Annotated in this window: 21 protein-coding genes; 9 read left to right on the plus strand and 12 right to left on the minus strand. The window is 70.4% G+C overall.

The window, feature by feature from the left end; translation table 11 throughout:
* Positions 1–169: 169 nt before the first annotated feature.
* From ccrA to pssA, 7 genes are all read left to right on the plus strand, one after another.
* Positions 170–1,507, plus strand: coding sequence for a crotonyl-CoA carboxylase/reductase (gene ccrA, locus AC07AB_RS06780; RefSeq protein WP_478561131.1), 1,338 nt, complete (start codon positions 170–172; stop codon positions 1,505–1,507).
* 22 nt (positions 1,508–1,529) lie between these two features.
* Positions 1,530–3,542 (plus strand): protein meaA, encoded by a 2,013-nt coding sequence (locus AC07AB_RS06785; protein WP_478561134.1) that lies wholly within the window; start codon positions 1,530–1,532, stop codon positions 3,540–3,542.
* Positions 3,539–4,498, plus strand: coding sequence for an HpcH/HpaI aldolase/citrate lyase family protein (locus AC07AB_RS06790; RefSeq protein ID WP_478561137.1), 960 nt, complete (start codon positions 3,539–3,541; stop codon positions 4,496–4,498). Before AC07AB_RS06785 ends, AC07AB_RS06790 begins: the two co-directional genes overlap by 4 nt.
* Positions 4,499–4,503: 5 nt before the next feature.
* Positions 4,504–5,031: a MaoC family dehydratase gene (locus AC07AB_RS06795; RefSeq protein ID WP_478561140.1), complete on the plus strand. Its 528-nt coding sequence runs from the start codon at positions 4,504–4,506 to the stop codon at positions 5,029–5,031.
* A gap of 2 nt (positions 5,032–5,033) precedes the next feature.
* A complete protein-coding gene (locus AC07AB_RS06800) occupies positions 5,034–6,239 on the plus strand; it encodes an acyl-CoA dehydrogenase family protein (RefSeq protein WP_478561143.1) in 1,206 nt (401 codons plus the stop codon).
* A gap of 173 nt (positions 6,240–6,412) precedes the next feature.
* Complete coding sequence (locus tag AC07AB_RS06805) at positions 6,413–7,060, plus strand: phosphatidylserine decarboxylase (RefSeq protein ID WP_478561146.1); 648 nt, start codon at positions 6,413–6,415, stop codon at positions 7,058–7,060.
* Positions 7,047–7,904, plus strand: coding sequence for a CDP-diacylglycerol--serine O-phosphatidyltransferase (gene pssA, locus AC07AB_RS06810; RefSeq protein WP_478561149.1), 858 nt, complete (start codon positions 7,047–7,049; stop codon positions 7,902–7,904). The genes AC07AB_RS06805 and pssA overlap by 14 nt, the downstream gene beginning before the upstream one ends.
* 187 nt (positions 7,905–8,091) lie before the next feature.
* Here the strand turns inward: pssA and AC07AB_RS06815 are convergent, their stop codons facing one another.
* The 3 genes from AC07AB_RS06815 to AC07AB_RS06825 all read right to left on the minus strand — a co-directional run bounded on the left by AC07AB_RS06815 (position 8,092) and on the right by AC07AB_RS06825 (position 10,823).
* Positions 8,092–9,381 (minus strand): glycosyltransferase 87 family protein, encoded by a 1,290-nt coding sequence (locus tag AC07AB_RS06815; protein WP_478561152.1) that lies wholly within the window; start codon positions 9,379–9,381, stop codon positions 8,092–8,094.
* Entirely contained in the window at positions 9,381–9,512 is a 132-nt protein-coding gene (locus tag AC07AB_RS06820; protein ID WP_478561155.1) for a hypothetical protein, read from the minus strand. The genes AC07AB_RS06815 and AC07AB_RS06820 overlap by 1 nt, the downstream gene beginning before the upstream one ends.
* A gap of 153 nt (positions 9,513–9,665) precedes the next feature.
* Positions 9,666–10,823: a glycerate kinase gene (locus AC07AB_RS06825; protein WP_478561157.1), complete on the minus strand. Its 1,158-nt coding sequence runs from the start codon at positions 10,821–10,823 to the stop codon at positions 9,666–9,668.
* 144 nt (positions 10,824–10,967) lie between these two features.
* Here AC07AB_RS06825 and AC07AB_RS06830 point away from each other — a divergent pair, with 144 nt between their 5' ends.
* Positions 10,968–12,719: a BCCT family transporter gene (locus AC07AB_RS06830; protein WP_478561160.1), complete on the plus strand. Its 1,752-nt coding sequence runs from the start codon at positions 10,968–10,970 to the stop codon at positions 12,717–12,719.
* Positions 12,720–12,977: 258 nt separating this feature from the next.
* Here the strand turns inward: AC07AB_RS06830 and AC07AB_RS06835 are convergent, their stop codons facing one another.
* From AC07AB_RS06835 to AC07AB_RS06865, 7 genes are all read right to left on the minus strand, one after another.
* Positions 12,978–13,505 carry a methylated-DNA--[protein]-cysteine S-methyltransferase gene (locus AC07AB_RS06835; protein ID WP_478561163.1) on the minus strand — a complete coding sequence of 176 codons (528 nt, stop codon included), beginning with the start codon at positions 13,503–13,505 and terminating at the stop codon, positions 12,978–12,980.
* Positions 13,506–13,550: 45 nt separating this feature from the next.
* The gene (locus tag AC07AB_RS06840) at positions 13,551–15,023 is read right to left on the minus strand and encodes an AlkA N-terminal domain-containing protein (RefSeq protein ID WP_478561166.1); all 1,473 of its coding nucleotides are present in this window, start codon (positions 15,021–15,023) and stop codon (positions 13,551–13,553) included.
* A 69-nt stretch (positions 15,024–15,092) separates the two neighbouring features.
* Positions 15,093–15,578 carry a hypothetical protein gene (locus AC07AB_RS06845; RefSeq protein WP_478561169.1) on the minus strand — a complete coding sequence of 162 codons (486 nt, stop codon included), beginning with the start codon at positions 15,576–15,578 and terminating at the stop codon, positions 15,093–15,095.
* Positions 15,579–15,657: 79 nt separating this feature from the next.
* The gene (locus tag AC07AB_RS06850) at positions 15,658–15,891 is read right to left on the minus strand and encodes a DUF397 domain-containing protein (protein ID WP_478561172.1); all 234 of its coding nucleotides are present in this window, start codon (positions 15,889–15,891) and stop codon (positions 15,658–15,660) included.
* Positions 15,892–16,295: 404 nt separating this feature from the next.
* The gene (locus tag AC07AB_RS06855) at positions 16,296–17,135 is read right to left on the minus strand and encodes a helix-turn-helix domain-containing protein (RefSeq protein ID WP_478561175.1); all 840 of its coding nucleotides are present in this window, start codon (positions 17,133–17,135) and stop codon (positions 16,296–16,298) included.
* Positions 17,132–17,647 (minus strand): DUF6879 family protein, encoded by a 516-nt coding sequence (locus AC07AB_RS06860; protein ID WP_478561178.1) that lies wholly within the window; start codon positions 17,645–17,647, stop codon positions 17,132–17,134. The genes AC07AB_RS06855 and AC07AB_RS06860 overlap by 4 nt, the downstream gene beginning before the upstream one ends.
* On the minus strand, positions 17,631–17,840 hold the full coding sequence (locus AC07AB_RS06865) for a hypothetical protein (protein ID WP_478561181.1): 210 nt from the start codon (positions 17,838–17,840) through the stop codon (positions 17,631–17,633). The genes AC07AB_RS06860 and AC07AB_RS06865 overlap by 17 nt, the downstream gene beginning before the upstream one ends.
* A gap of 141 nt (positions 17,841–17,981) precedes the next feature.
* Between AC07AB_RS06865 and AC07AB_RS06870 the strand changes: the two genes are divergently transcribed.
* The gene (locus AC07AB_RS06870) at positions 17,982–18,356 is read left to right on the plus strand and encodes a CU044_2847 family protein (protein WP_478561183.1); all 375 of its coding nucleotides are present in this window, start codon (positions 17,982–17,984) and stop codon (positions 18,354–18,356) included.
* 46 nt (positions 18,357–18,402) lie between these two features.
* Here the strand turns inward: AC07AB_RS06870 and AC07AB_RS06875 are convergent, their stop codons facing one another.
* Positions 18,403–19,860 carry a phytoene desaturase family protein gene (locus AC07AB_RS06875; RefSeq protein ID WP_478561186.1) on the minus strand — a complete coding sequence of 486 codons (1,458 nt, stop codon included), beginning with the start codon at positions 19,858–19,860 and terminating at the stop codon, positions 18,403–18,405.
* Between the two features lie 148 nt (positions 19,861–20,008).
* Entirely contained in the window at positions 20,009–20,839 is an 831-nt protein-coding gene (locus AC07AB_RS06880) for an inositol monophosphatase family protein (RefSeq protein WP_478561189.1), read from the minus strand.
* Positions 20,840–20,889: the final 50 nt, after the last annotated feature.

Genomic DNA, 20,889 nt, shown 5'->3' on the forward strand with positions numbered 1-20,889 from the left:
AGGCACCTCGCGCCCGATCGGGCGCACCGCCGAGCACCATCAGCACCGCCGAACCGACGGCACCGCCTCTGCACCACCCCCGACGTCCCCTCAAGCCGTTCCCTCGACGCTTCCCCAAGCTCTCGGCTTCGCTCAAGCAGGGAGAGGCCCCACTCGCCGGAGGCAAACCGTGAACCAGCTACTGGACGCGATCGTCGCGTCGGACAGCACGAGCGAAGACTTCGCCGCCCTGTCCATCCCCGAGTCGTACCGCGCGGTGACCGTGCACAAGGACGAGGCCGAGATGTTCGCCGGCCTCGCCACCCGGGACAAGGATCCCCGCAAGTCCCTGCACGTCGAGGACGTGCCCACACCCGAACTCGGCCCCGGCGAGGCGCTGGTCGCCGTCATGGCCAGCTCGGTGAACTACAACTCCGTCTGGACCTCGATCTTCGAACCCCTGCCGACCTTCGGGTTCCTGGAGCGGTACGGGCGGCTCTCGCCGCTCGCCAAGCGGCACGACCTGCCGTACCACGTCATCGGCTCCGACCTCGCCGGCGTCGTGCTGCGCACCGGTCCCGGGGTCAACACCTGGCACCCCGGGGACGAGGTCGTCGCGCACTGCCTCTCCGTGGAGCTGGAGTCCTCCGACGGCCACAACGACACCATGCTCGACCCCGAGCAGCGCATCTGGGGCTTCGAGACCAACTTCGGCGGCCTGGCGGAGATCGCGCTCGTCAAGTCCAACCAGCTGATGCCCAAGCCCCGGCACCTCAGCTGGGAGGAGGCGGCCTCCCCCGGGCTGGTCAACTCCACCGCCTACCGGCAGCTCGTCTCGCGCAACGGCGCGGGCATGAAGCAGGGCGACAACGTCCTGGTCTGGGGCGCCAGCGGCGGACTCGGCAGCTACGCCACGCAGTTCGCGCTGGCCGGCGGCGCCAATCCGATCTGCGTCGTCTCCAGCCCGCGCAAGGCGGAGATCTGCCGCCGGATGGGCGCCGAGGCGATCATCGACCGCACCGCCGAGGACTACCGGTTCTGGAAGGACGAGCACCACCAGGACCCCCGCGAGTGGAAGCGGTTCGGCAAGCGCATCCGGGAGCTGACGGGCGGTGAGGACGTCGACATCGTCTTCGAGCACCCGGGCCGTGAGACCTTCGGCGCCTCCGTGTACGTCACGCGCAAGGGCGGCACCATCGTCACCTGCGCCTCCACCTCGGGCTACACCCACGAGTACGACAACCGCTATCTGTGGATGTCGCTCAAGAAGATCGTCGGCTCCCACTTCGCCAACTACCGCGAGGCGTGGGAGGCCAACCGGCTGATCGCCAAGGGGAAGATCCACCCGACGCTCTCCCGGACGTACGCCCTGGAGGAGACCGGACAGGCCGCGTACGACGTGCACCGCAACCTCCACCAGGGCAAGGTCGGCGTGCTCGCGCTCGCCCCCGAGGAGGGCATGGGCGTCACCGATCCCGAGCTGCGCGAGCGGCACCTCGACGCCATCAACCGCTTCCGCGACATCTGAACGAGACGGCTGAGAGACGTACATGACTGAGCGTCAGAAGGATCGTCCGTGGCTGATGCGGACGTACGCCGGGCACTCCACCGCCGAGGCGTCCAACGAGCTCTACCGACGCAACCTCGACAAGGGGCAGACCGGCCTGTCGGTCGCCTTCGACCTCCCGACGCAGACCGGTTACGACCCCGACCACGTCCTCGCCCGCGGCGAGGTCGGCCGGGTCGGGGTCCCCGTCTCCCATCTCGGCGACATGCGCCGGCTGTTCCAGGACATCCCGCTGGAGCAGATGAACACCTCGATGACCATCAACGCGACCGCGATGTGGCTGCTGGCGATGTACGAGGTGGTGGCCGAGGAACAGGGCGCCGACATCACCAAGCTGTCGGGCACCACCCAGAACGACATCGTCAAGGAGTACCTCTCGCGCGGGACGCACGTCTTCCCGCCCGGGCCGTCGCTCCGGCTGACCACCGACATGATCGCGTACACGGTGGCCCACATCCCCAAGTGGAACCCGATCAACATCTGCAGCTACCACCTCCAGGAGGCCGGGGCCACGCCCGTCCAGGAGATGGCGTACGCGCTGTCCACCGCCATCGCGGTGCTCGACGCCGTACGCGACTCCGGGCAGGTGGCCCCGGAGCGGTTCGGCGATGTCGTCGCCCGGATCTCCTTCTTCGTGAACGCGGGCGTCCGCTTCATCGAGGAGATGTGCAAGATGCGCGCCTTCGGCCGCATCTGGGATGAGATCACCCGCGAGCGGTACGGCATCGACAACGCCAAGCAGCGGCGCTTCCGCTACGGCGTCCAGGTCAACTCCCTGGGCCTGACCGAGGCGCAGCCGGAGAACAACGTCCAGCGCATCGTGCTGGAGATGCTGGCCGTCACCCTCTCCAAGGACGCCCGCGCCCGCGCCGTGCAGCTCCCCGCCTGGAACGAGGCGCTGGGGCTGCCCCGCCCCTGGGACCAGCAGTGGTCGCTCCGTATCCAGCAGGTCCTGGCCCACGAGAGCGACCTGCTGGAGTACGAGGACATCTTCGCCGGCTCCCATGTCATCGAGGCCAAGGTGGCGGCGATGGTCGCCGAGTGCCGGGCGGAGATCGGCCGCATCCAGGAGATGGGCGGCGCGATGGCAGCCGTGGAGTCCGGCTACCTCAAGTCCCGGCTCGTCTCCTCGCACGCCGAGCGGCGGGCCCGGATCGAGGCCGGCGAGGAGCTGATCGTCGGCGTCAACAGCTACGAGTCCACCGAGCCCAACCCGCTCACCGCCGATCTCGACACCGCCATCATGACCGTCGACCCGGCCAACGAGGCGCGCGTGGTGGCCGCGCTGCACACCTGGCGCGACAACCGTGACGAGGGCCGCGCGCAGGACGCGCTGGCCGTCCTCAAGAAGACCGCGGCCGGCAGCGACAACCTCTTCGCCGCCACCCTCGAATGCGCCCGCGCGGGCGTCACGACCGGCGAGTGGTCCTGGGCGCTGCGGGACGTCTTCGGCGAGTTCCGCGCGCCTACGGGCGTGAGCGGCGCGCCCCTGGCCGTCACCGCCGAGCCGGGCACCCCGCTCGCGGCCGTACGCGCGAAGGCGGCCCGTACCGCCGAGGACCTCGGCTGCGGCAAGCTGCGGCTGCTGGTCGGCAAGCCCGGTCTGGACGGGCACTCCAACGGCGCCGAGCAGATCGCCGTACGGGCCCGCGACGCCGGTTTCGAGGTGGTCTACCAGGGCATCCGGCTCACCCCGGAACAGATCGTCTCGGCGGCCGTCGCCGAGGACGTGCACTGCGTCGGCCTGTCCATCCTCTCCGGCTCGCACGCCGAGCTGGTCCCGGACGTGCTGGCGCGGCTGCGCCGCACCGGCGTCGACGACATGCCCGTGGTCGTCGGCGGCATCATCCCCTCCGCCGACGCCGACGCCCTGCGCGCGGCCGGCGTCGCGGCCGTCTTCACCCCGAAGGACTTCGGAATCACGGAGATCATCGGCCGTATCGTCGACGAGATCCGGAAAGCGAACAGGCTCGACCCCCTGGAGGTACCCGTATGACTGTCAACCGCCTGCGTCCGCGCCGCTCCTGCCTGGCCGTGCCGGGCAGCAACCCGCGCTTTCTGGAGAAGGCCCAGGGCCTCGCCGCCGACCAGGTCTTCCTGGACCTGGAGGACGCGTGCGCGCCGCTCGCCAAGGAGGGCGCCCGGCACACCATCGTGGACGCGCTCAACAAGGGCGACTGGACAGGCAAGACCAGGGTCGTACGGGTCAACGACTGGACCACCGAGTGGACTTACCGCGACGTGGTGACCGTGGTCGAGGGGGCGGGCCACAACCTCGACTGCGTGATGCTGCCGAAGGTGCAGGACGCCGCCCAGGTCCATGCGCTCGATCTGCTGCTCACCCAGATCGAGAAGACGATGGGGTTCGAGGTCGGCCGGATCGGCATCGAGGCGCAGATCGAGAACGCCAAGGGGCTGGTGAACGTCGACGGCATCGCGGCGTCCTCGCCCCGGCTGGAGACCATCGTCTTCGGCCCGGCCGACTTCATGGCCTCCATCAACATGAAGACGCTGGTCGTCGGGCAGCAGCCGCCCGGGTACGGCGCCGACGCGTACCACTACATCCTGATGCGCATCCTGATGGCGGCCCGTACCCACGACCTCCAGGCGATCGACGGGCCGTATCTCCAGGTCCGCGACGTGGACGCCTTCCGCGAGGTCGCGGGCCGCGCCGCGGCGCTGGGCTTCGACGGCAAATGGGTGCTGCACCCCGGCCAGGTCGAGGCGGCCAACGAGGTCTTCTCGCCCTCGCAGGAGGACTACGACCGCGCGGAGCTGATCCTGGACGCCTATGAGTGGTGCACCTCGGAGCAGGGCGGCAAGAAGGGCTCCGCGATGCTCGGCGACGAGATGATCGACGAGGCCAGCCGCAAGATGGCGCTGGTCGTCGCGGGCAAGGGCCGCGCCGCCGGTATGCGGCGCACCACCGCGTTCGAAGCACCGGAGGTGTGAGCGCCATGCGGTTCGGCCGCGTTTACGAGGAGTTCACCGTCGGCGACGTCTACCGGCACTGGCCGGGAAAGACCGTCACCGAGTACGACGACCACCTCTTCTGCCTGCTCACGATGAACCACCACCCGCTCCATATCGACGCCAATTACGCGGAGCTGTCGACCGACTTCGGCAAGAACGTGGTCGTCGGCAACTACATCTATTCACTGCTGCTGGGCATGTCCGTGCCGGATGTCTCGGGCAAGGCGATCGCCAATCTGGAGGTCGAGTCGCTCAAGCACGTGGCGCCGACGTTCCACGGCGACACCATCTACGGCGAGACGGCCGTGCTCGACAAGATTCCGTCAAAATCCAAGTCCGACCGCGGGATCGTGTACGTGGAGACGAAGGGCTACAAGCAGGACGGCACCCTGGTCTGCGTGTTCCGGCGCAAGGTGATGGTGCCCACCGAGACGTACGTCAAGGAGCGCGGCGGAGAGCAGCCGGGCCGCCCCCGGCCCCAGACGCCTCCCGAGAAGAAGGTGGAGAAGTAGCCATGGGACGCCTCGCGCAGACCGATTCCCTCACCGATGTCCAGCGGGAAATCCTCTCCACCATCCGTGACTTCGTCGACAAAGAGATCCTGCCGGTCGCGACCGAGCTGGAACACCGCGACGAGTACCCGGCGCGGATCGTCGAGGGGCTGACGGAACTGGGGCTGTTCGGCCTGATGATTCCGGAGGAATACGGCGGCCTCGGTGAGTCCCTTCTCACTTACGCGCTCTGCGTGGAGGAGATCGCCCGCGGCTGGATGAGCGTCTCGGGGATCGTGAACACCCATTTCATCGTCGCCTACCTGCTCAAGCAGCACGGCACCGAAGAACAGAAGGACTATTTCCTGCCAAAAATGGCGGCGGGAGAAATCCGGGGCGCGTTCTCGATGTCCGAGCCGGCGCTGGGCTCGGATGTGTCGGCGATCACGTCCAAGGGCGTGCGGGACGGCGACGGCTACGCCCTCACCGGGCAGAAGATGTGGCTGACCAACGGGGGCTCGTCCTCGCTCGTGGCGATTCTGTGCCGCACGGACGAGGGGCACCCGGAGGGCACCGCCCGGCACAAGTCGATGACCACCTTCCTGGTGGAGAAGGAGCCGGGGTTCGGCGAGGTCAAGCCCGGTCTCACCATCCCGGGGAAGATCGACAAGATGGGCTACAAGGGCGTCGACACCACCGAACTGATCATGGACGGACTGCGGGTTCCGGCCGACCGGGTGCTCGGCGGCGCCACCGGCCGGGGCTTCTACCAGATGATGGACGGCGTCGAGGTCGGCCGGGTGAATGTAGCGGCGCGTGGGTGCGGAGTGGCGCAGCGTGCCTTCGAGTTGGGCGCCTCCTACGCGCAACAGCGACACGCCTTCGGAAAACCGATCGCCGAACATCAGGCCATTCAGTTCAAATTGGCCGAAATGGGGACAAAGGTCGAAGCGGCGCATGCGATGATGGTGAACGCGGCACGCAAGAAGGACTCGGGACAGCGCAACGACCTGGAAGCCGGTATGGCCAAATACCTGGCCTCCGAGTACTGCAAGGAGGTGGTCGAGGACGCCTTCCGCATCCACGGCGGCTACGGCTTCTCCAAGGAGTACGAGATCGAGCGCCTCTACCGCGAGGCGCCGATGCTGCTCATCGGTGAAGGTACCGCCGAGATCCAGAAAATGATCATTGGCCGTCGACTACTTGAAGAGTACCGATTCCAGGGATAAATGTCCCTTATGAGGTGTTTTCTACGAGAAGTAGATCACACCCCGTCATCGGAGTTCGGCCACCGACTGGCCCTGGCGCTTGCCCAGTTGCCGCTCGCAACCGATAGCATCCCCGGAAAGCCGCCGTCCCCCGTTTTGTTACGCGGCATCATCCTCCGCTACGAAGGTCATCCATGCCCCACAGCCAATCCTCTGCACCTCGCGGCCGCGTCCGCCTCGCGCGCGGGGCGTCGCCGTGGCTCGTCCCGACCGTCGCCACGGCCGCGGTCAGCCTCGCCCGTGCCCGCCGCTCCGGACGCTGGGCGGCCCTGGCCGTACCCACCACCGCGCTCGCGGCGGGAATGCTGTGGTTCTTCCGTGACCCCGAGCGAGAGATCCCCGAGGGCCGCGTCCTGTCCCCCGCCGACGGTGTGGTGCAGAGCATCATGCCGTGGAAGGACGGGCGCACCCGCGTGGCGATCTTCATGAGCCCTCTGAACGTCCACGTCAACCGCGCCCCCATGGCGGGCACGGTGCGCTCCGTCAAGCACATCCCCGGCGGCTACGTACCGGCGTTCAACAAGGAGAGCGAGAACAACGAGCGCGTCGTCTGGCACTTCGACACCGAGCTGGGCGACGTCGAGATGGTCCAGATCGCCGGTGCCGTGGCCCGCCGCATCGTCCCGTACGTGCCGCAGAGCACCAAGGTCGAGCAGGGCGACCGGATCGGTCTGATCCGCTTCGGTTCACGCGTCGACGTCTACCTCCCGGAAGGCGTCGAGGCCGCGGTCGAGGTCGGCCAGGCGACCACGGCGGGGGTGACTCGCCTTGACCGTGATTGATCCCGACACACAGGCGGCCTGGGTGCCGGAGGCCGAGGAAGCGGACTCCGACGTCGCGGACATCCCCCTGTCCACCCGGCTGTCGATAGCGGACACCCTCACCCTCGGCAACGCCATCTGCGGCTTCATGGCCGTGTACTTCACCACCACCGGCGTCCTGATCCCGCATCTGACGGGCAACGAGGACGGCGGCATGGCCCGGCACAGCGCGGCCACCGCGGTGATACTGATCCTGCTCGCCTCGGTCTTCGACCTCTTCGACGGGCTCGTGGCGCGCAAGCTGCGCAGCTCGGCGATGGGGGCCGAGCTCGACAACCTCTCCGACCTGATCAGCTTCGGGCTGGCGCCCGCGTACTTCGTGGTCGTCTGGGGGATGGTCGCCGACGACGCCCACCAGCGGGTCTCGGCGGTCGCCGCGATCGTGGTCCTGCTGGCCGTCGTGCTCCGGCTCGCGCGCTTCTCGTGCGTACAGCTGCGCGACGGCATCTTCCAGGGGATGCCGAGCCCCTTCGGGGCGCTGACCGTCGTCTCCATCGTCCTCCTTGAGCTCCCGTTCATGCCGACGCTCCTCGCGATCGTCGGGGTGGCGTGGCTGATGGTGAGCCGGGTCGAGTACCCGAAGCCGCGCGGCCGCCTGGCGGTGGCGATGCTCGGCTGGATCGTGTTGAGCATGGGCCTGCTGGCCGCCTGGGCCTTCGACGCCCCCGGCGGGGAACTGCTCCTGCAGACCGGCTGCGCCCTCCAGGTCGTCCTCGGCGCGGTGATCCCGCTCTTCGCGACGGCCCGCCGCGTCAACACCTTCCGCGGCAACCGGCGCGAGGCCCGCGCCACCCAGCTGCCGTAGTACCACCGCAACGCCGAAGGGCCCCGAGCTACGTGCTCGGGGCCCTTCGGCGTTGTCAGTGTTGTCGGCGTTGTCGGGGTTGTCGCGTTGTTTGTCGGCGTCGCCCCCGGCCCGGTGGCCGGTGCCGCCCTGGTGGGGCAGGGCGGCACCGGATCAGAGGAGCTGTACGGGTCCGCTCACGGCGCGCTCAGTCGGAGGGCGCGGCGGCGGTGACCGGGGTCCGCTCGCCCTGAGCCGGCACACCGCGATCGGCGGCCGCCTCGTCCCGTCCGCGCGAGAGGCTGACCACGAAGCGGGGCCAGAGCAGCAGGACCACGGGGTAGATCGCGTAGCCGATGCGTGTCGCGGGCGACAGTACGATGGCCAGGAGCAGTCCGATCGCCAGCCGGTCGGCGGCGGCCACGATGTCGCGGGGCGGGCGGAGCAGCAGCGATACCCCGACGGCGAGGGCGCTGATCAGGATGAGCGCCACGGCGACCGTCTTGCCGTGCGGCACCACCGAGACGATCAGATGCCCGAGCAGGGGGCTCTCGGCGGACGACTGGGTGGGGCCGAGGCCCAGGGGGTAGAGGACCACGTTCTGGTAGAACGCCCCGGTGTCGGCCAGCGCCACCGGGACGACGGAGAGCACGGCGATCCCCGCGGCCCCCGCGGCGCACTTGATGGCGGCGCGCTTGCCGCGGCAGACCAGCAGCAGCGCTACCACCACGGGTACGGCCGGCCAAGCGGTCCACTTCAGCGCCGCCGCCACGCCCAGCGCCAGGCCCGCGCGCCCCGACTGGCCCCGGTGCGCAAAGGCCAGGGCCAGGCAGACCAGGGCGATGACCGGCGGGTCCACGCCGCCGATGGTCAGGGGCAGTGCGACGACGGGGCAGGCGATCAGCCACAGCAGCCCGGTGGCGCCGGACGTGCCGGCCGGAGTGCTGCCCGTACCCCCCGTGCCCTTCAGCGATACGCGCAGGGCACCGATCACGGCCGCGAGGAAACCGACGACGAACCACAGCCGGGCGCTGGCGAAGAAGGTGTCGCCGAACAGCACGCGCGGTATGCCGAAGATCGCCATGCCCGGCAGATAGGGGTTGAAGTCCGGTACGGCGTGCGGCGACGAGTTGTACGGGGTTCCGGAGGAGAACAGCAGGTCGGCCCCGCGCTCCACGACGCCGACCTCCATCTGCGCCCGGCCGATCGCCGTCAGGTACACCAGCGGCACGACGGCCGCGCCGATCAGCGCCACCACAGCGGCGTTGCGCGCCCAGGGCTTGGCCGACAGCACCGCGACGACGGCCGCGCAGCCGTATCCCACGGCGGCGCAGACGCCCCATACCCGCTGTGAGGTGTTCGGGGGCGACGAGAGCCCCACCGCGAGCGCCACGACGGCGCACACCAGCAGCAGCGGCCAGTCCCACCGGCGGCCGCCACGAGACGGGTCGGGCGTGGAGCCGATGCCCGACGGCCGCCTACGGAGTGTCTCCGCCATCAGAGCGCGGCCTCCCGACGGGCCACGCGGCCCCGGCTCAGGCGAAACGTTTCATCGCTGCTGAGCCGGGGCGCGGATATGAGAAGCAAGCCGATTTCGGGCATGCCAAAGTGGGGGTAGGTCGAGATCATACGGGGGACTATACAGAACACCTATAACTGTGGTGTATAGCGAGATCTCCCGCCCCAGCCCGCCCCGGCCTCACGTCAGCCCCGCCGGCCTCGGCACGGTTCCTGCCCCGACCGGGCCTCGGCACGGTTCCCGCCCCGGATCGGCCCCCGGCCTCAGCGCAGCCAGTCGCGGGCGATCGCCTCGGCCGCCCGCTCCAGCAGCGGCCCCGCCTCCGACATACAGAGGTACAGGTCCGGCTCCAGCTCGGTGAGGGCGTACGCGCGACGGATGCCCACCGCGGCGAGCGCCTCCTGCGCGAGCTCCAGGCGGCCGCAGACCGCGACGGTCTCGACCCCGGCCGCGCGGGCCGCCGCGGCGACCCCGGCGGGAGCCTTGCCGTGCAGGGTCTGCTGGTCCAGCGAGCCCTCCCCTGTGATGACGAGCCCGGCCCGGGCCAGCGCCGCGCCGAAGCCGAGCACGTCGAGCATCACCTCGATGCCCGGCCGGAACGTCGCGCCGAGGCCGATGAGCGCGCCGTAGCCGATGCCGCCCGCGGCCCCCGCCCCGGGCGACTGCGCGTACTCGGCGGCCCGCGGGCCGATCGCCTTCTCCAGCACGCCGACGTAGTGCGTGAGCGCGTTGTCCAGCGTCGTGACGTCCTCGTCGCTGGCGCCCTTCTGCGGGCCGTACACCGCGGCGGCGCCCTTCGGGCCGGTCAGCGGGTTGTCGACGTCGCTCGCGAGGACGATCGGGACATCCGCGAAGCGCGGGTCGAGCCCGGAGAGGTCCGCCGAGGTCAGCTCGGTCAGCGGCCCGCCGCCGTGCGGCACGGGGTCGCCGTCGTCGTCGAGGAAGCTCGCGCCGAGCGCGGCCAGCATCCCGGCTCCGCCGTCGGTGCTCGCGCTGCCGCCGACGCCGAAGACGATGGCGCGCGCGCCCGCGTCGAGGGCCGCGCTCAGCAGCTCGCCGGTCCCGTACGTGCTGGCGGTGAGCGGCGTGAAGACGCCGGCGGGCAGGTGCCGCAGCCCCGACGCCTCGGCCATCTCCACCACGGCGGTGCCGTCCGGGCCCATCGCGAACGTGGCCGTGACGGGCGCCCCGAGCGGGCCGGTCACCCGCGCCCCACGGGCCTCGAACCCGGCCGCCAGCGCGGCCTCCACCGTGCCGTCGCCACCGTCGGCGACCGGCAGGGTCTCGACCTCGACGCCGGGCGCCGCCCGGCGCAGCCCCACCGCGACATGCTCGGCGACCTGAACGGCCGTCAGCGAGCCCTTGAACTTGTCCGCGGCGATCAGCACGCGCGTCGGCTCTTTAGTGGAAACGTCCGCCACCTTGCTCCCCTTGCTTTTCGGCCCGGCTTTCGCACAGGCGCTCGCGCCGCAGCGACCCTACCCGCCATGGTCCGGCGTTGCCCACGGCCCCCGGCGGCGCGCCAGCCCCGGAAAAACCACTCAATCCGGCCATAGTGGGGCGACATGAGCACCGACACCCCTCAGCCGACCGATCCGGACACCCCGCCAGGACCGCCGCCATCCGGCCCGTCATCCGGACCGCCCCACGGACCGGCGCACGACCGGCAGCCGGACATGACGGTCGTCACCGTCGGCGGCGCCGCGGTACTGGGGGTGGTCGCCTGGGCGGCGTTCGGCAAGCACTCCTTCGACCGCGCGTCCTCCTCCGCCCTGGGCTGGGTCCTGTCGAACTTCGCGTGGCTGTTCGTGATCGCGGCCGATGTGTTCCTCGTGCTGGCCGTGCTGATCTCGCTGAGCCGGTTCGGCCGGATCCGGCTGGGCCGGGACGAGGACCGGCCGGAGTTCGGCAACCTCACCTGGATCGCGATGATGTTCAGCGCGGGCATGGGCATCGGCCTGATGTTCTACGGCGTCGGCGAGCCGCTCCAGCACTTCGCCGCCCCGCCGCCGGGCAGCGGGGTCACCGCGGGAACGGGCCCCGCGGCCCGTACGGCGCTGGAGTACTCGTTCTTCCACTGGACCCTGCACCCGTGGGCGATCTACGGAATGGCCGGGCTCGCCCTCGCCTACGCGGGCTTCCGCAAGGGCCGGGGCAATCGGGTCAGCGCCGCGTTCGTACCGCTGCTCGGCGAGCGGCGCGCGGCGGGCTGGCAGGGCCGCATCATCGACCTCCTCGCCGTCTTCGCCACCGTCTTCGGCACCGCGACCAGCCTGGGCCTGGGCGCCCTCCAGGTCTCGAAGGGCCTGAACATCACCACCGGCGTCGAGGACTCCAAGACGCTCCAACTCATCATCATCGGCTCGCTGTCGGCGGCCTTCGTGCTCTCCGCCTTCTCCGGTCTGCACAAGGGCGTGAAGTGGCTGTCCACGATCAACATCGTGCTCGCCGCGTGCCTGATGCTCTTCGTCTTCGTGCTCGGCCCCACCGTCTTCATCCTGAACACGATCCCGGCGAGCGCAGGCGGCTATCTGCACGACCTGCTGACGATGGCGACCCGCACCGGAGCGTTCACGGACCCCAAGTGGCTCGGCACCTGGACGATCTTCTACTGGGCGTGGTGGCTGTCCTGGGCCCCGTTCGTGGGCACCTTCATCGCCCGGATCTCCCACGGCCGTACGATCCGCGAGTTCCTGGTCGGGGTGCTGCTGGTGCCCAGCGGGGCGACGGTCGTCTGGTTCTGCGTGATGGGCGGCAGCGCGGTGCGCCTGGACATGACGGGTGGGGCCGACCTGACCGCGACCGTCAAGGAGGGCGCGGAGGCGTCGATGTTCGGGCTGCTGGAGGCGCTGCCGATCGCCACGGTGACCTCGTGGATCGCGATGGCGCTGGTCATGACGTACTTCATCACCAGCGCCGACTCCGCCTCGCTGGTGATGGGCTCGCTCACCAGCCGGGGCGCGCTGCATCCGCGCACCTGGCTGGTGGTCGGCTGGGGCGTGCTGATGGCGGCGGTGGCGGCCGTACTGCTGGTGGCGGGCGGCCTGAACTCGCTCCAGTCGGCGACGATCCTGGTCGCCCTGCCGTTCGTGCTGGTGATGCTCGCGCTGTGCTGGTCGCTCATCAAGGAACTCCGCGACGACCCGGGCGCGGGCCCGGCCCGCCACCACGCGCTGCTCGGGATGCGCGACGCGGTACGGGCCATGGTCGGCGATGTCGTCTCCGAGCAGAGCCCGGTGCGGCACGCGCGGCTGCGCCGGGTCGTGGAGAGCGCTCGGGACCGGGACGACGGGACCGGCGGTGCGCCGGGCGCGTAGGGACGCCTTCGGCCGAGGCGGACGGTACGGTTCGACGCGCTGCCGGACGTGGCGGCGCCGACCGTACGGACGCCGATGACGCGTCGGCGCCCGGCGTCGAGGACCAGCCCCTCGGCCCGGGCGCCGGGCGCCGCGTTCGCGCGGGCTCGCGGCCGGTCCGGGGCGAATGACGTACACCGGGGACTTACCCATCGCGCCGACGCCGTAGCCCGGTACCGGAGGAGTCGCGTCGGTTTCGGTCCCCGGCGCCGAGGGCGCTCAGAACAGCGCGTCCTGCTCCGCCGCTCCCGCCTGAGACGTCGGATCGCTGACGCCGCGTTCGAAGTCGAGCAGCCGCCGCTTGCGGTCGAGGCCGCCGCCGTAGCCGGTGAGGCTGCCGGTGGAGCCGACGACGCGGTGGCAGGGGACGATGATGCCGATGGGGTTCTTGCCGTTCGCGAGGCCGACCGCGCGGGAGGCGTTGGGCGCGCCGATCCGGTCGGCGAGCTGCCCGTACGAGACCGTCTCGCCGTACGGGATGCGCTGGAGTCCGCTCCACACGCGGCGCTGGAAGGGCGTGCCGTCCAGGTGCAGCGGCAGGTCGAACTCGGTGATCTCGCCCGCGAAATAGGCGGTCAGCTGGTGCACGGCCGCCGTGAAGGGCGTGTCGTCAGGCGCGCCGAAGGTCTCCTCGGGCGGGCGGTGGCGCTGCTCGGTCATGTAGAGGCCGCAGAGGGTGCCGTCGGCGGCGACGAGCGTGAGCGGGCCGTACGGGCTGTCGATGAGGGTGTGGGTGCGTACGCGCATGGGTCGGATCTTCCGATCGGGGGCGGACAGGGGGTGGTCGGCCGTTCACCCGGCCGGGAGGCGGTTGACGGCGTGGTCGTCGGCGGACCAGAGGTACTGGACGGCGTACGCGCGCCAGGGCCGCCAGGCCACCGCGTGCCGGGTGAGGGCGGCCGGGGTCGCGGGGAGCCCCAGCTCTTCGGCCGCGCGCCGGACCCCGAGGTCCGTCGGCACGAAGGCGTCGGGGTCGCCGAGCGCGCGCATGGCGATGATCTCGGTGGTCCACGGCCCGATGCCGGGCATGGCGTCGAGGCGTTCGCGGGCCGTGGGCCAGTCGCTGCCGACGCCGAGGGCCAGGTCGCCGGAGGCGAGCGCGGAGACCATGGCGACGACGGTGGCGCGGCGGCCGGCCGGCATGGCGAGGGTGGCGGGGTCGAGGGCGGCGAGCGCGTCGGTCGAGGGGAAGAGGTGGGTGAGGCCGCCCGCCGGGTCCTCGACGGCCTCTCCGTGCGCGGCGACGAGCCGGCCCGCGAGCGTACGGGCGGCAGCGGTCGACACCTGCTGGCCGAGCACGGCCCGGACGGCGAACTCGTCCGCGTCCACGGTGCGCGGCACGCGCCGCCCGGGCGCCTTGCGGACGAGGGGGGCGAGGCGTTCGTCGGAGCACAGCAGGTCGTCGACGGCTTCGGGGTCGGCGTCGAGGTCCAGCAGCCGTCGGCAGCGGCTGATCGCTCCGGTCAGGTCGCGCTGATCGGTGAGGGCGAGTCGGCAGCCGATGTGACCGGTCTGGGGGCGCAGTTCGACGGTGCCGTGCCCGTACGGGAGGCGCAGGGTGCGCCGGTACGCGCCGTCGCGCCACTCCTCCACGCCGGGCACGGCGGTGGCGGCGAGGTGCCCGAAGAGGTTGTCGGGGCACAACGGCGCCCGGAACGGGAGCCGCAGGGCGAGCACGCCGGACGGGGACGGCTGCCGGCCGCGGGCGGCCCGGACGCGCAGGTCGCTCGGGGAGAGGGCGAAGACTTCTCGTACGGTCTCGTTGAAGGCGCGGATGGAGGCGAAGCCGGCGGCGAAGGCGACGTCTCCCATCGGCAGTTCGGTGGTCTCGATGAGCAGCCGCGCGGTCTGCGCCCGCTGGGCCCTGGCCAGCGCCTGCGGCCCCGCGCCGAGTTCGGCGAGGAGTTGCCGTTCGACCTGCCGGGTGGAGTAGCCGAGCCGTGCGGCGAGCCCGGGCACGCCTTCCCGGTCCACGACACCGTCGCCGATGAGCCGCATGGCCCTGGCGACGAGGTCGGCCCGCTCATTCCACTCGGGCGACCCCGGGCTGGCATCGGGCCGGCAGCGCTTGCAGGCCCGGAACCCGGCCTGCTGGGCGGCGGCCGCGCTGGGGTAGAAGGACATGTTCTCGACCTTCGGCGGCACCACCGGGCAGCTGGGCCGGCAGTAGATCCGGGTGGTCAGGACGGCGGTGAAGAACCAGCCGTCGAATCGGGCGTCCTTGGACTGCACGGCCCGCACGCAGCGGTCGAAGTCGGTGTGCATGAGTACCAGCATGGCCGTCGGCGGGGCCGCGGGCTCGCGGAAATCCGACATGGGGGTTGGGGGGCCGGATCACTGGCGGCTCGGGTGGGTCCGGAGGGGGCAGTTGAGCCGGGGCTCCGCGCGGTTCGGGGAGCACGTCACCAGAGCGATCGACAGGAAAAGCGGCCGCCCCAGGTAGTGCCCGTGCGAGACGTCTCCGCCCCATCCCAGGGCCTCCGCGGCGTACGCCACCCGTACGGTCAGCCGTGTGCTGTCCTGGTCCTGCTCCGAGGAGAACCGGGGCGCGTACGCGATGACCTGCCGCCCGAGCCACTCCGCGGCTTCTTTCGGCTCCTCCCACGTTCCCCGGATGAGATGCGGGGGCTTCATCAGCCAGTGCGCCACCTGAAGCGGTGGCACATCGCAGGTGCGCCACTCGCTCGCCGCCTCCCGGTACCGCCGCACCACGTCGAGCGCACTCGTCGCGGCCGGCTCCTCCGCCGCCGGCGGGCGACGGACGCCCTCCTTGTCGAAGGTCGCCTTGTCCCCGACCCAGAGGTAGCCATGGCAGTGCAATGGTCCGTTCCGTTCAGCACAGTTGAGGGTGGCCCCCGCCCTCCCCAGAGGACGGGGGCCACCGGTCGGTGGCGACCGGTCAGGCCGAGAGCCCGAAGCGCGCGGGGTCGATACCGGCCGCGTCCAGTTCGGCAGTGGTGAACCTCAACGGCTCGGCGCCCGGCCGCTTGCTGTCACTGACGGCCCACGCGTCGGTCCCGATCCGGGCGAGGGCCACGCACGACTCGCCGTCCGGGTGCGTGTTGCCTCCGCAGGCCCGGCTGAACCGGGCTCCGTCGATGTCGAGGCCGTACAGATCAGTCGCGTTCGGCATGCTGATGCACCTTCCTGGTAGATGGCTGAGAGGCCGCCTCAGAGCTCACAGGGACTGCTCTTGCGAACGAACGTCACGCCGGGTGAAATCTCGGACGTTCTTCCGCCTTCGAACAGCTCGGGAACCACGGGTCGGGAAGCAATCAGGTTCCCGAGTCGCTCGCCCAGCAGGTCGGCCTCGGATGGCAGCAGAACCACTTCCGTGTCTGCCACATGCCGTCCGTCCCTCGCCAGCCACACCGGAATGCAGACCCGCCCGGCGTCGTCTCGGTAAGCCGGTCGGCTCGGGATCGGGTCCACTCTCCACCCTTTTGGGGCTGAGGAGTTCTTCTGCTTCGATTCAGACGGCATAGGAACATCATCGGCCCGGCGAGGCGTCGTCTCCAGCACTATTCGCGTTGTGGACTAAAGATCCCCGCGGAAGGAAGCCGACCATTCCCTCAATTTCGCCCTGGCGGAGTCACCGAAAAACGCTCGATCCTCATACCCGGCGAACTCGTCGAGGTAGGCTCGAACATCTCTTCCGTCCCGGAAGACTATGGAGCCGGTCGCCAGCTCCACCGTGGCCATCCTGTCGTCATACACGGTGAAAGTATTCAGCGGCATTCCAGGCAGATAAGCACCTACGGGAACAACCCCAAGTCGAATGTTCGGCAGGAGAGCAAGCGAAGCCAGCCGGTCCAGCTGCACAGCCATCGCCTGGGGCTCGGTGAGTGGGAACCGCACCGCCTGCTCAGTGAGGATGAAAGTGAAACGCTTGGACTTGTCATAGAGGATCTGCTGGCGTTCCAGCTTCCCGGCCACTGCCTTGCTTACGTCGGCAGGCGAGTGAGAGAGGCTGGCGCGAATGTACTCCGGCGTTGCCAGCAGACCGGTGATCATGGACAGCAGGAAATACCGCATATGGCCGGAGGAGGCTTCAAGTGCCTTCAGCTCCGCCTGGCGGGCACCGAGGCCCGTACGCCGCAGACTCCGCAGATCCCGCCATTGGGTGTTGGCCAGCCTGGCCAAGGCCATGACCTGCTCGACAGCGGGCGCGGGTGCGTCCACACCCCTCAAGTACTGCTCTATGTCCACGAGGGACGGCCGCACTCTGTTGTTCTCGATGCGGCTCACTTTGGACTGGGAAACGTTCATACGCTTGGCCAGCCGGTCCCCGGAGAGACCGGCCGCCTTGCGCAGTCCTCTCAGCATGGCCGCCAGTTCGTCCGACGACTGGCCAAGCTGGTCGGGCTCGAACGTCACCCGCTCACGTACTCCCCGAGAGGCACGGACTCGGCTACTGCGATCCGCTGGTATTCGATGAACGGTCCAGGGTCGCCCTCGTGGACTTCACGGGTGACCTGCTTGCCGTCCGGCTCATAGTGCATGAGCACGACCGTGGATCTGTCGAACATCCAGAAATCCGGGATGCCCGCCAATGGGTTTCCCCGGCCGGTCACGTCAAGGATGCGAATGTCTTCGCCGGCCAGAGCATGCGGCTCGTAGTAACGAGAGAACTCGAACCGCAGGTATTCGGAGAGTGGACGGGTGAGGATGCGGACACGTCCATTGGCCTTTCCCTCCGCACGCTGTCGTTTGATCCGGTCGGTATAGCTGGACGAGTAGGACCGCAGGTCGACTCGGTCACCGTCCTTGAATGCCTGGATCTCCTTCTCTTCCTGCGGCATGAGGTACTGCGGGAGCGTCTCAAGTCGCCAGGCTTCCGTCCGGAAGGTTTGGAACACCGCCCGCCACTCGTCACCATCCAAGAGCACGTACAGCCTCCCGCAATACCTGTTCCGGGATTTCCACAAGCCCTTCCTCGGCCGCCGGTTCAAATACCCGTGAAACCTCGCCCTGGACGATGATGGAGCCGCTTGCGGTGCGGTACACGTTCGGGCAGTCCTCTTCGCCGCACGGGCCGCCGTTGCCATTCCCTGTGAGCCGGATCAGTTCCTCGCGTGCCATCGCCGAACCCCCTTGCGTCGGGGCCCTGGTGGGCCTGTTGACCATGACTGTATGAGGGGGCCGCTCGGCCGTCCATGCGTGGAGGCGACTATGCGCGTTGTCGCATAAACCGGGGCCGGGGCTGCGCCTAACATAGGCCGAGTGACGGACTACGCCGAGATCCTGCTGGCCGATGGCACCGCCGTGCGCCTGGCGCTCGCCCCCGTCGGGGCTCCGCCGAGTGGTGACGGAGACACCCGGCTCGATGGCATGACGCCCGTAGGGCGCGGAGCCCGAGCGGCGGCGGCGCTCGCCACCGGCACGCTGCGCACGGTGCTGCGCCCGCTCGGGCCGCTGCTTCAGGAGGTCCACGACGCGGTGGGGGCCGTGGACGATCCGCCGCAGGAGCTGAGCGTGGAGTTCGGCGTGCAGGTCGGTCAGGATCTCAAGCTGGGCATCGTCGGTGCCAACGGGCAGGCGAGCCTGACCGTTTCGGCCACCTGGAAGCTGTCCGGACCCGCTGCCGAAAACGGCTGACGCGCGCCGACCCATCAGCCCGTCAGCCCGCCAGTCCGCCAGCCCGTCAGCCCGTCAGCGGCGCGATCGGCCGGCGTGTGCCCGCGGTGTCCCGTCCCCGCAGCCGCCGCCACACCGCGCGCGCCGCGTGATGCCCCGACATGCCGTGCACCCCCGGGCCCGGCGGTGTCGCGGAGGAGCAGATGAAGACGGAGGGGTGCGACGTCTCGTACGGGACGCGCGTCAGCTTGGGGCGCAGCAGGAGTCGCAGGCCCTCGACGGAGCCGCTGGCGATGTCGCCGCCGACGTAATTGGTGTTGCGGGCGGCCAGTTGCGGCGGGCCCGCCACGGCTCGGGCCAGCACCAGGTCGCGGAAGCCCGGTGCGAACCGGTCGAGTTGACGCTCGATCACCTCCAGCGCGTCGCCCTCCCAGCCGTTGGGCACATGCCCGTACGCCCAGAAGGTGTGCTTGCCCTCGGGGGCGCGGGTCGGGTCGACGATGCTGGGCTGGGCGGTGATGAGGAACGGTACGGACGGGTCGCGGCCGTCGACGGCGGCGTGCAGGGCCGCGGAGATCTCCCCGTACGTGGGGCCGATGTGCACGGTGCCCGCGCGGCGCGCCGCCTCGGCGGTCCAGGGCATGGGGCCGTCCAGCGCGTAGTCGACCTTGAACACGCTCGCGCCGTAACGGTAGTTGCGGTAGGCGTTGCCGAGCCCGGCGATGCGGGCGAGGGCGGTCGGCGAGGTGTCGAAGACGTAGGCGCGGGCGGGCGGCAGGTCGTCCAGCCGTTTGACCTCGAAGCCGGTGTGGATCGCGCCGCCCTGTTCGCGCAGGTACGAGCCGAGCGCGTCGGCGATGGCCTGCGAGCCGCCGCGCGGGACCGGCCAGCCGACCGAGTGCGCGGCGAGCGCGAAGATCAGCGCCATTCCCCCGGTCCCGATCGAGCTGAGCGGCGCGATGCCGTGCGCGGCGAGCCCCGCGAACAGGCCGCGCGCCTTCTGGTCGCGGAACCGGCGCACCAGCAGGGCCGCGGGCTGGGCCGCGACGGGGCCGAAGCGCGCGTAGGTGAGCGGATCGCGCGGCAATCCGTCCCACTGGGTGCGCAGGAAGTCGGTGGCGATGGCGTCCCACTTGCCGAGGAAGGGCGTGAGCAGTCGGCGGTACGCGCCCGCGTCGCGCGGTTCCAGCGACATCGCGGTCTCGCCCACCGAGCGGGAGAGCAGCGCGGCGGTGCCGTCGGGGAAGGGGTGCGCCATCGGCAGGTCGGGGTGGAGCCAGGTCAGGCCGTGGCGGGCCAGCGGCATGGCGTTGAAGGCGGGCGATCCCGCGCCGAGCGGGTGCACGGCGGAACAGGGGTCGTGGCGGAAGCCGGGGAGCGTGAGTTCCTCGGTGCGCGCTCCGCCGCCGATGGTCTCCGCGGCCTCGAACACCTCGACGGCCAGGCCGCGCCGGGCGAGTTCGACGGCCGCGGTCAGTCCGTTGGGCCCGGCACCTACCACGACCGCGTCGAGCATGGATGGCACCGGATGGGCTCCCCTCGTCGTTGAGACCGCTCTGAGGTCACTCTCAGATCACTGAGATCGCTCTCAGGCCACCGAGAACGCTCTCAGGCCAGCGAGGTCGCTGACCTCCCTGACGTCGCCGACGCCCCTGGATTCGCTGAAGTCGGCGTCAGCCGGCGGACGCCAGCAGCCCCAGGATAAGCCGAGCCGTCTCCGCGTCCCGCGCCGCGGTGAACGGAAGGGCGTTGCCCCCGGCGATCCGGAAGGGCTCGCCCGCGACCGTCGCGCTCGTGCCGCCCGCCTCGGCGACCAGCAGCAGCCCCGCCGCGTGGTCCCACGCGTTCTCCCAGGAGAAGGCGAGGCCGTCAAGGGAACCCTGCGCCACGTGCAGGTATTCGAGGCCCGCGGAGCCGCAGGGGCGCGGCGCGACCCCGTCGACGGCCAGTGCGGCGAGCACCCGCTTCTGGTCGTCGTCGGTGAAGTCGTGGTGGGAGGTGGCCACTTCGAGGGTCTTGCCGGACTCCGGCGAGCCGGACCGTATCGGCTCGCCGTTGAGCACGGCCCCCTGACCGCGGACGGCGATGGCCATCAGGTCGAGCGCGGGACCGTAGGTGAAGGAGGCCAGCAGCTCGCCGCCCTGGGCGAGGGTGACGAGCGTCGAGAAGCCGGGGTCCCCGTGGACGAACAGCCGGGTGCCGTCGACCGGGTCGACGATCCAGACCGGCGCGTCGCCGCGCAGGGCGGCCAGCACGGACGGATCGGCGTGCACGGCCTCCTCTCCGACCACGACGGAGCCCGGCAGCAGCTTCGTGAGCGAGGCGGTGAGGTGTTCCTCGGCGAGCCGGTCGGCGACCGTCACCAGGTCGTGCGGCCCGTTCTTCTCGACGATCTCGTGGGCGGCGAGCTGCCGGAACCTCGGCATGATCTCGGCCGCGGCCGCCTCACGGATCGCCTCTTCGACCTCGGACACCTCGAACTTGTTCAGCAGATCTTCGATCATGCGTCCATCGAACCACGCGTCACTGACAGTGGCGATGTACGGCATGGTGA

It is taken from the genome of Streptomyces sp. NPDC044033, from assembly GCF_056434425.1.

Excerpts from the sequence above, each read along its gene's own strand:
- AC07AB_RS06785 (WP_478561134.1), top strand. The coding sequence starts at position 1,530 with ATGACTGAGCGTCAGAAGGATCGTCCGTGGCTGATGCGGACGTACGCC.
- AC07AB_RS06805 (WP_478561146.1), top strand. The coding sequence starts at position 6,413 with ATGCCCCACAGCCAATCCTCTGCACCTCGCGGCCGCGTCCGCCTCGCG.
- AC07AB_RS06880 (WP_478561189.1), bottom strand. The coding sequence starts at position 20,839 with ATGATCGAAGATCTGCTGAACAAGTTCGAGGTGTCCGAGGTCGAAGAG.
- AC07AB_RS06840 (WP_478561166.1), bottom strand. The coding sequence starts at position 15,023 with ATGCACACCGACTTCGACCGCTGCGTGCGGGCCGTGCAGTCCAAGGAC.
- AC07AB_RS06850 (WP_478561172.1), bottom strand. The coding sequence starts at position 15,891 with ATGCCGAACGCGACTGATCTGTACGGCCTCGACATCGACGGAGCCCGG.
- AC07AB_RS06865 (WP_478561181.1), bottom strand. The coding sequence starts at position 17,840 with ATGGCACGCGAGGAACTGATCCGGCTCACAGGGAATGGCAACGGCGGC.
- AC07AB_RS06795 (WP_478561140.1), top strand. The coding sequence starts at position 4,504 with ATGCGGTTCGGCCGCGTTTACGAGGAGTTCACCGTCGGCGACGTCTAC.
- AC07AB_RS06800 (WP_478561143.1), top strand. The coding sequence starts at position 5,034 with ATGGGACGCCTCGCGCAGACCGATTCCCTCACCGATGTCCAGCGGGAA.
- AC07AB_RS06820 (WP_478561155.1), bottom strand. The coding sequence starts at position 9,512 with ATGATCTCGACCTACCCCCACTTTGGCATGCCCGAAATCGGCTTGCTT.
- AC07AB_RS06815 (WP_478561152.1), bottom strand. The coding sequence starts at position 9,381 with ATGGCGGAGACACTCCGTAGGCGGCCGTCGGGCATCGGCTCCACGCCC.
- AC07AB_RS06835 (WP_478561163.1), bottom strand. The coding sequence starts at position 13,505 with ATGCGCGTACGCACCCACACCCTCATCGACAGCCCGTACGGCCCGCTC.
- AC07AB_RS06790 (WP_478561137.1), top strand. The coding sequence starts at position 3,539 with ATGACTGTCAACCGCCTGCGTCCGCGCCGCTCCTGCCTGGCCGTGCCG.
- AC07AB_RS06830 (WP_478561160.1), top strand. The coding sequence starts at position 10,968 with ATGAGCACCGACACCCCTCAGCCGACCGATCCGGACACCCCGCCAGGA.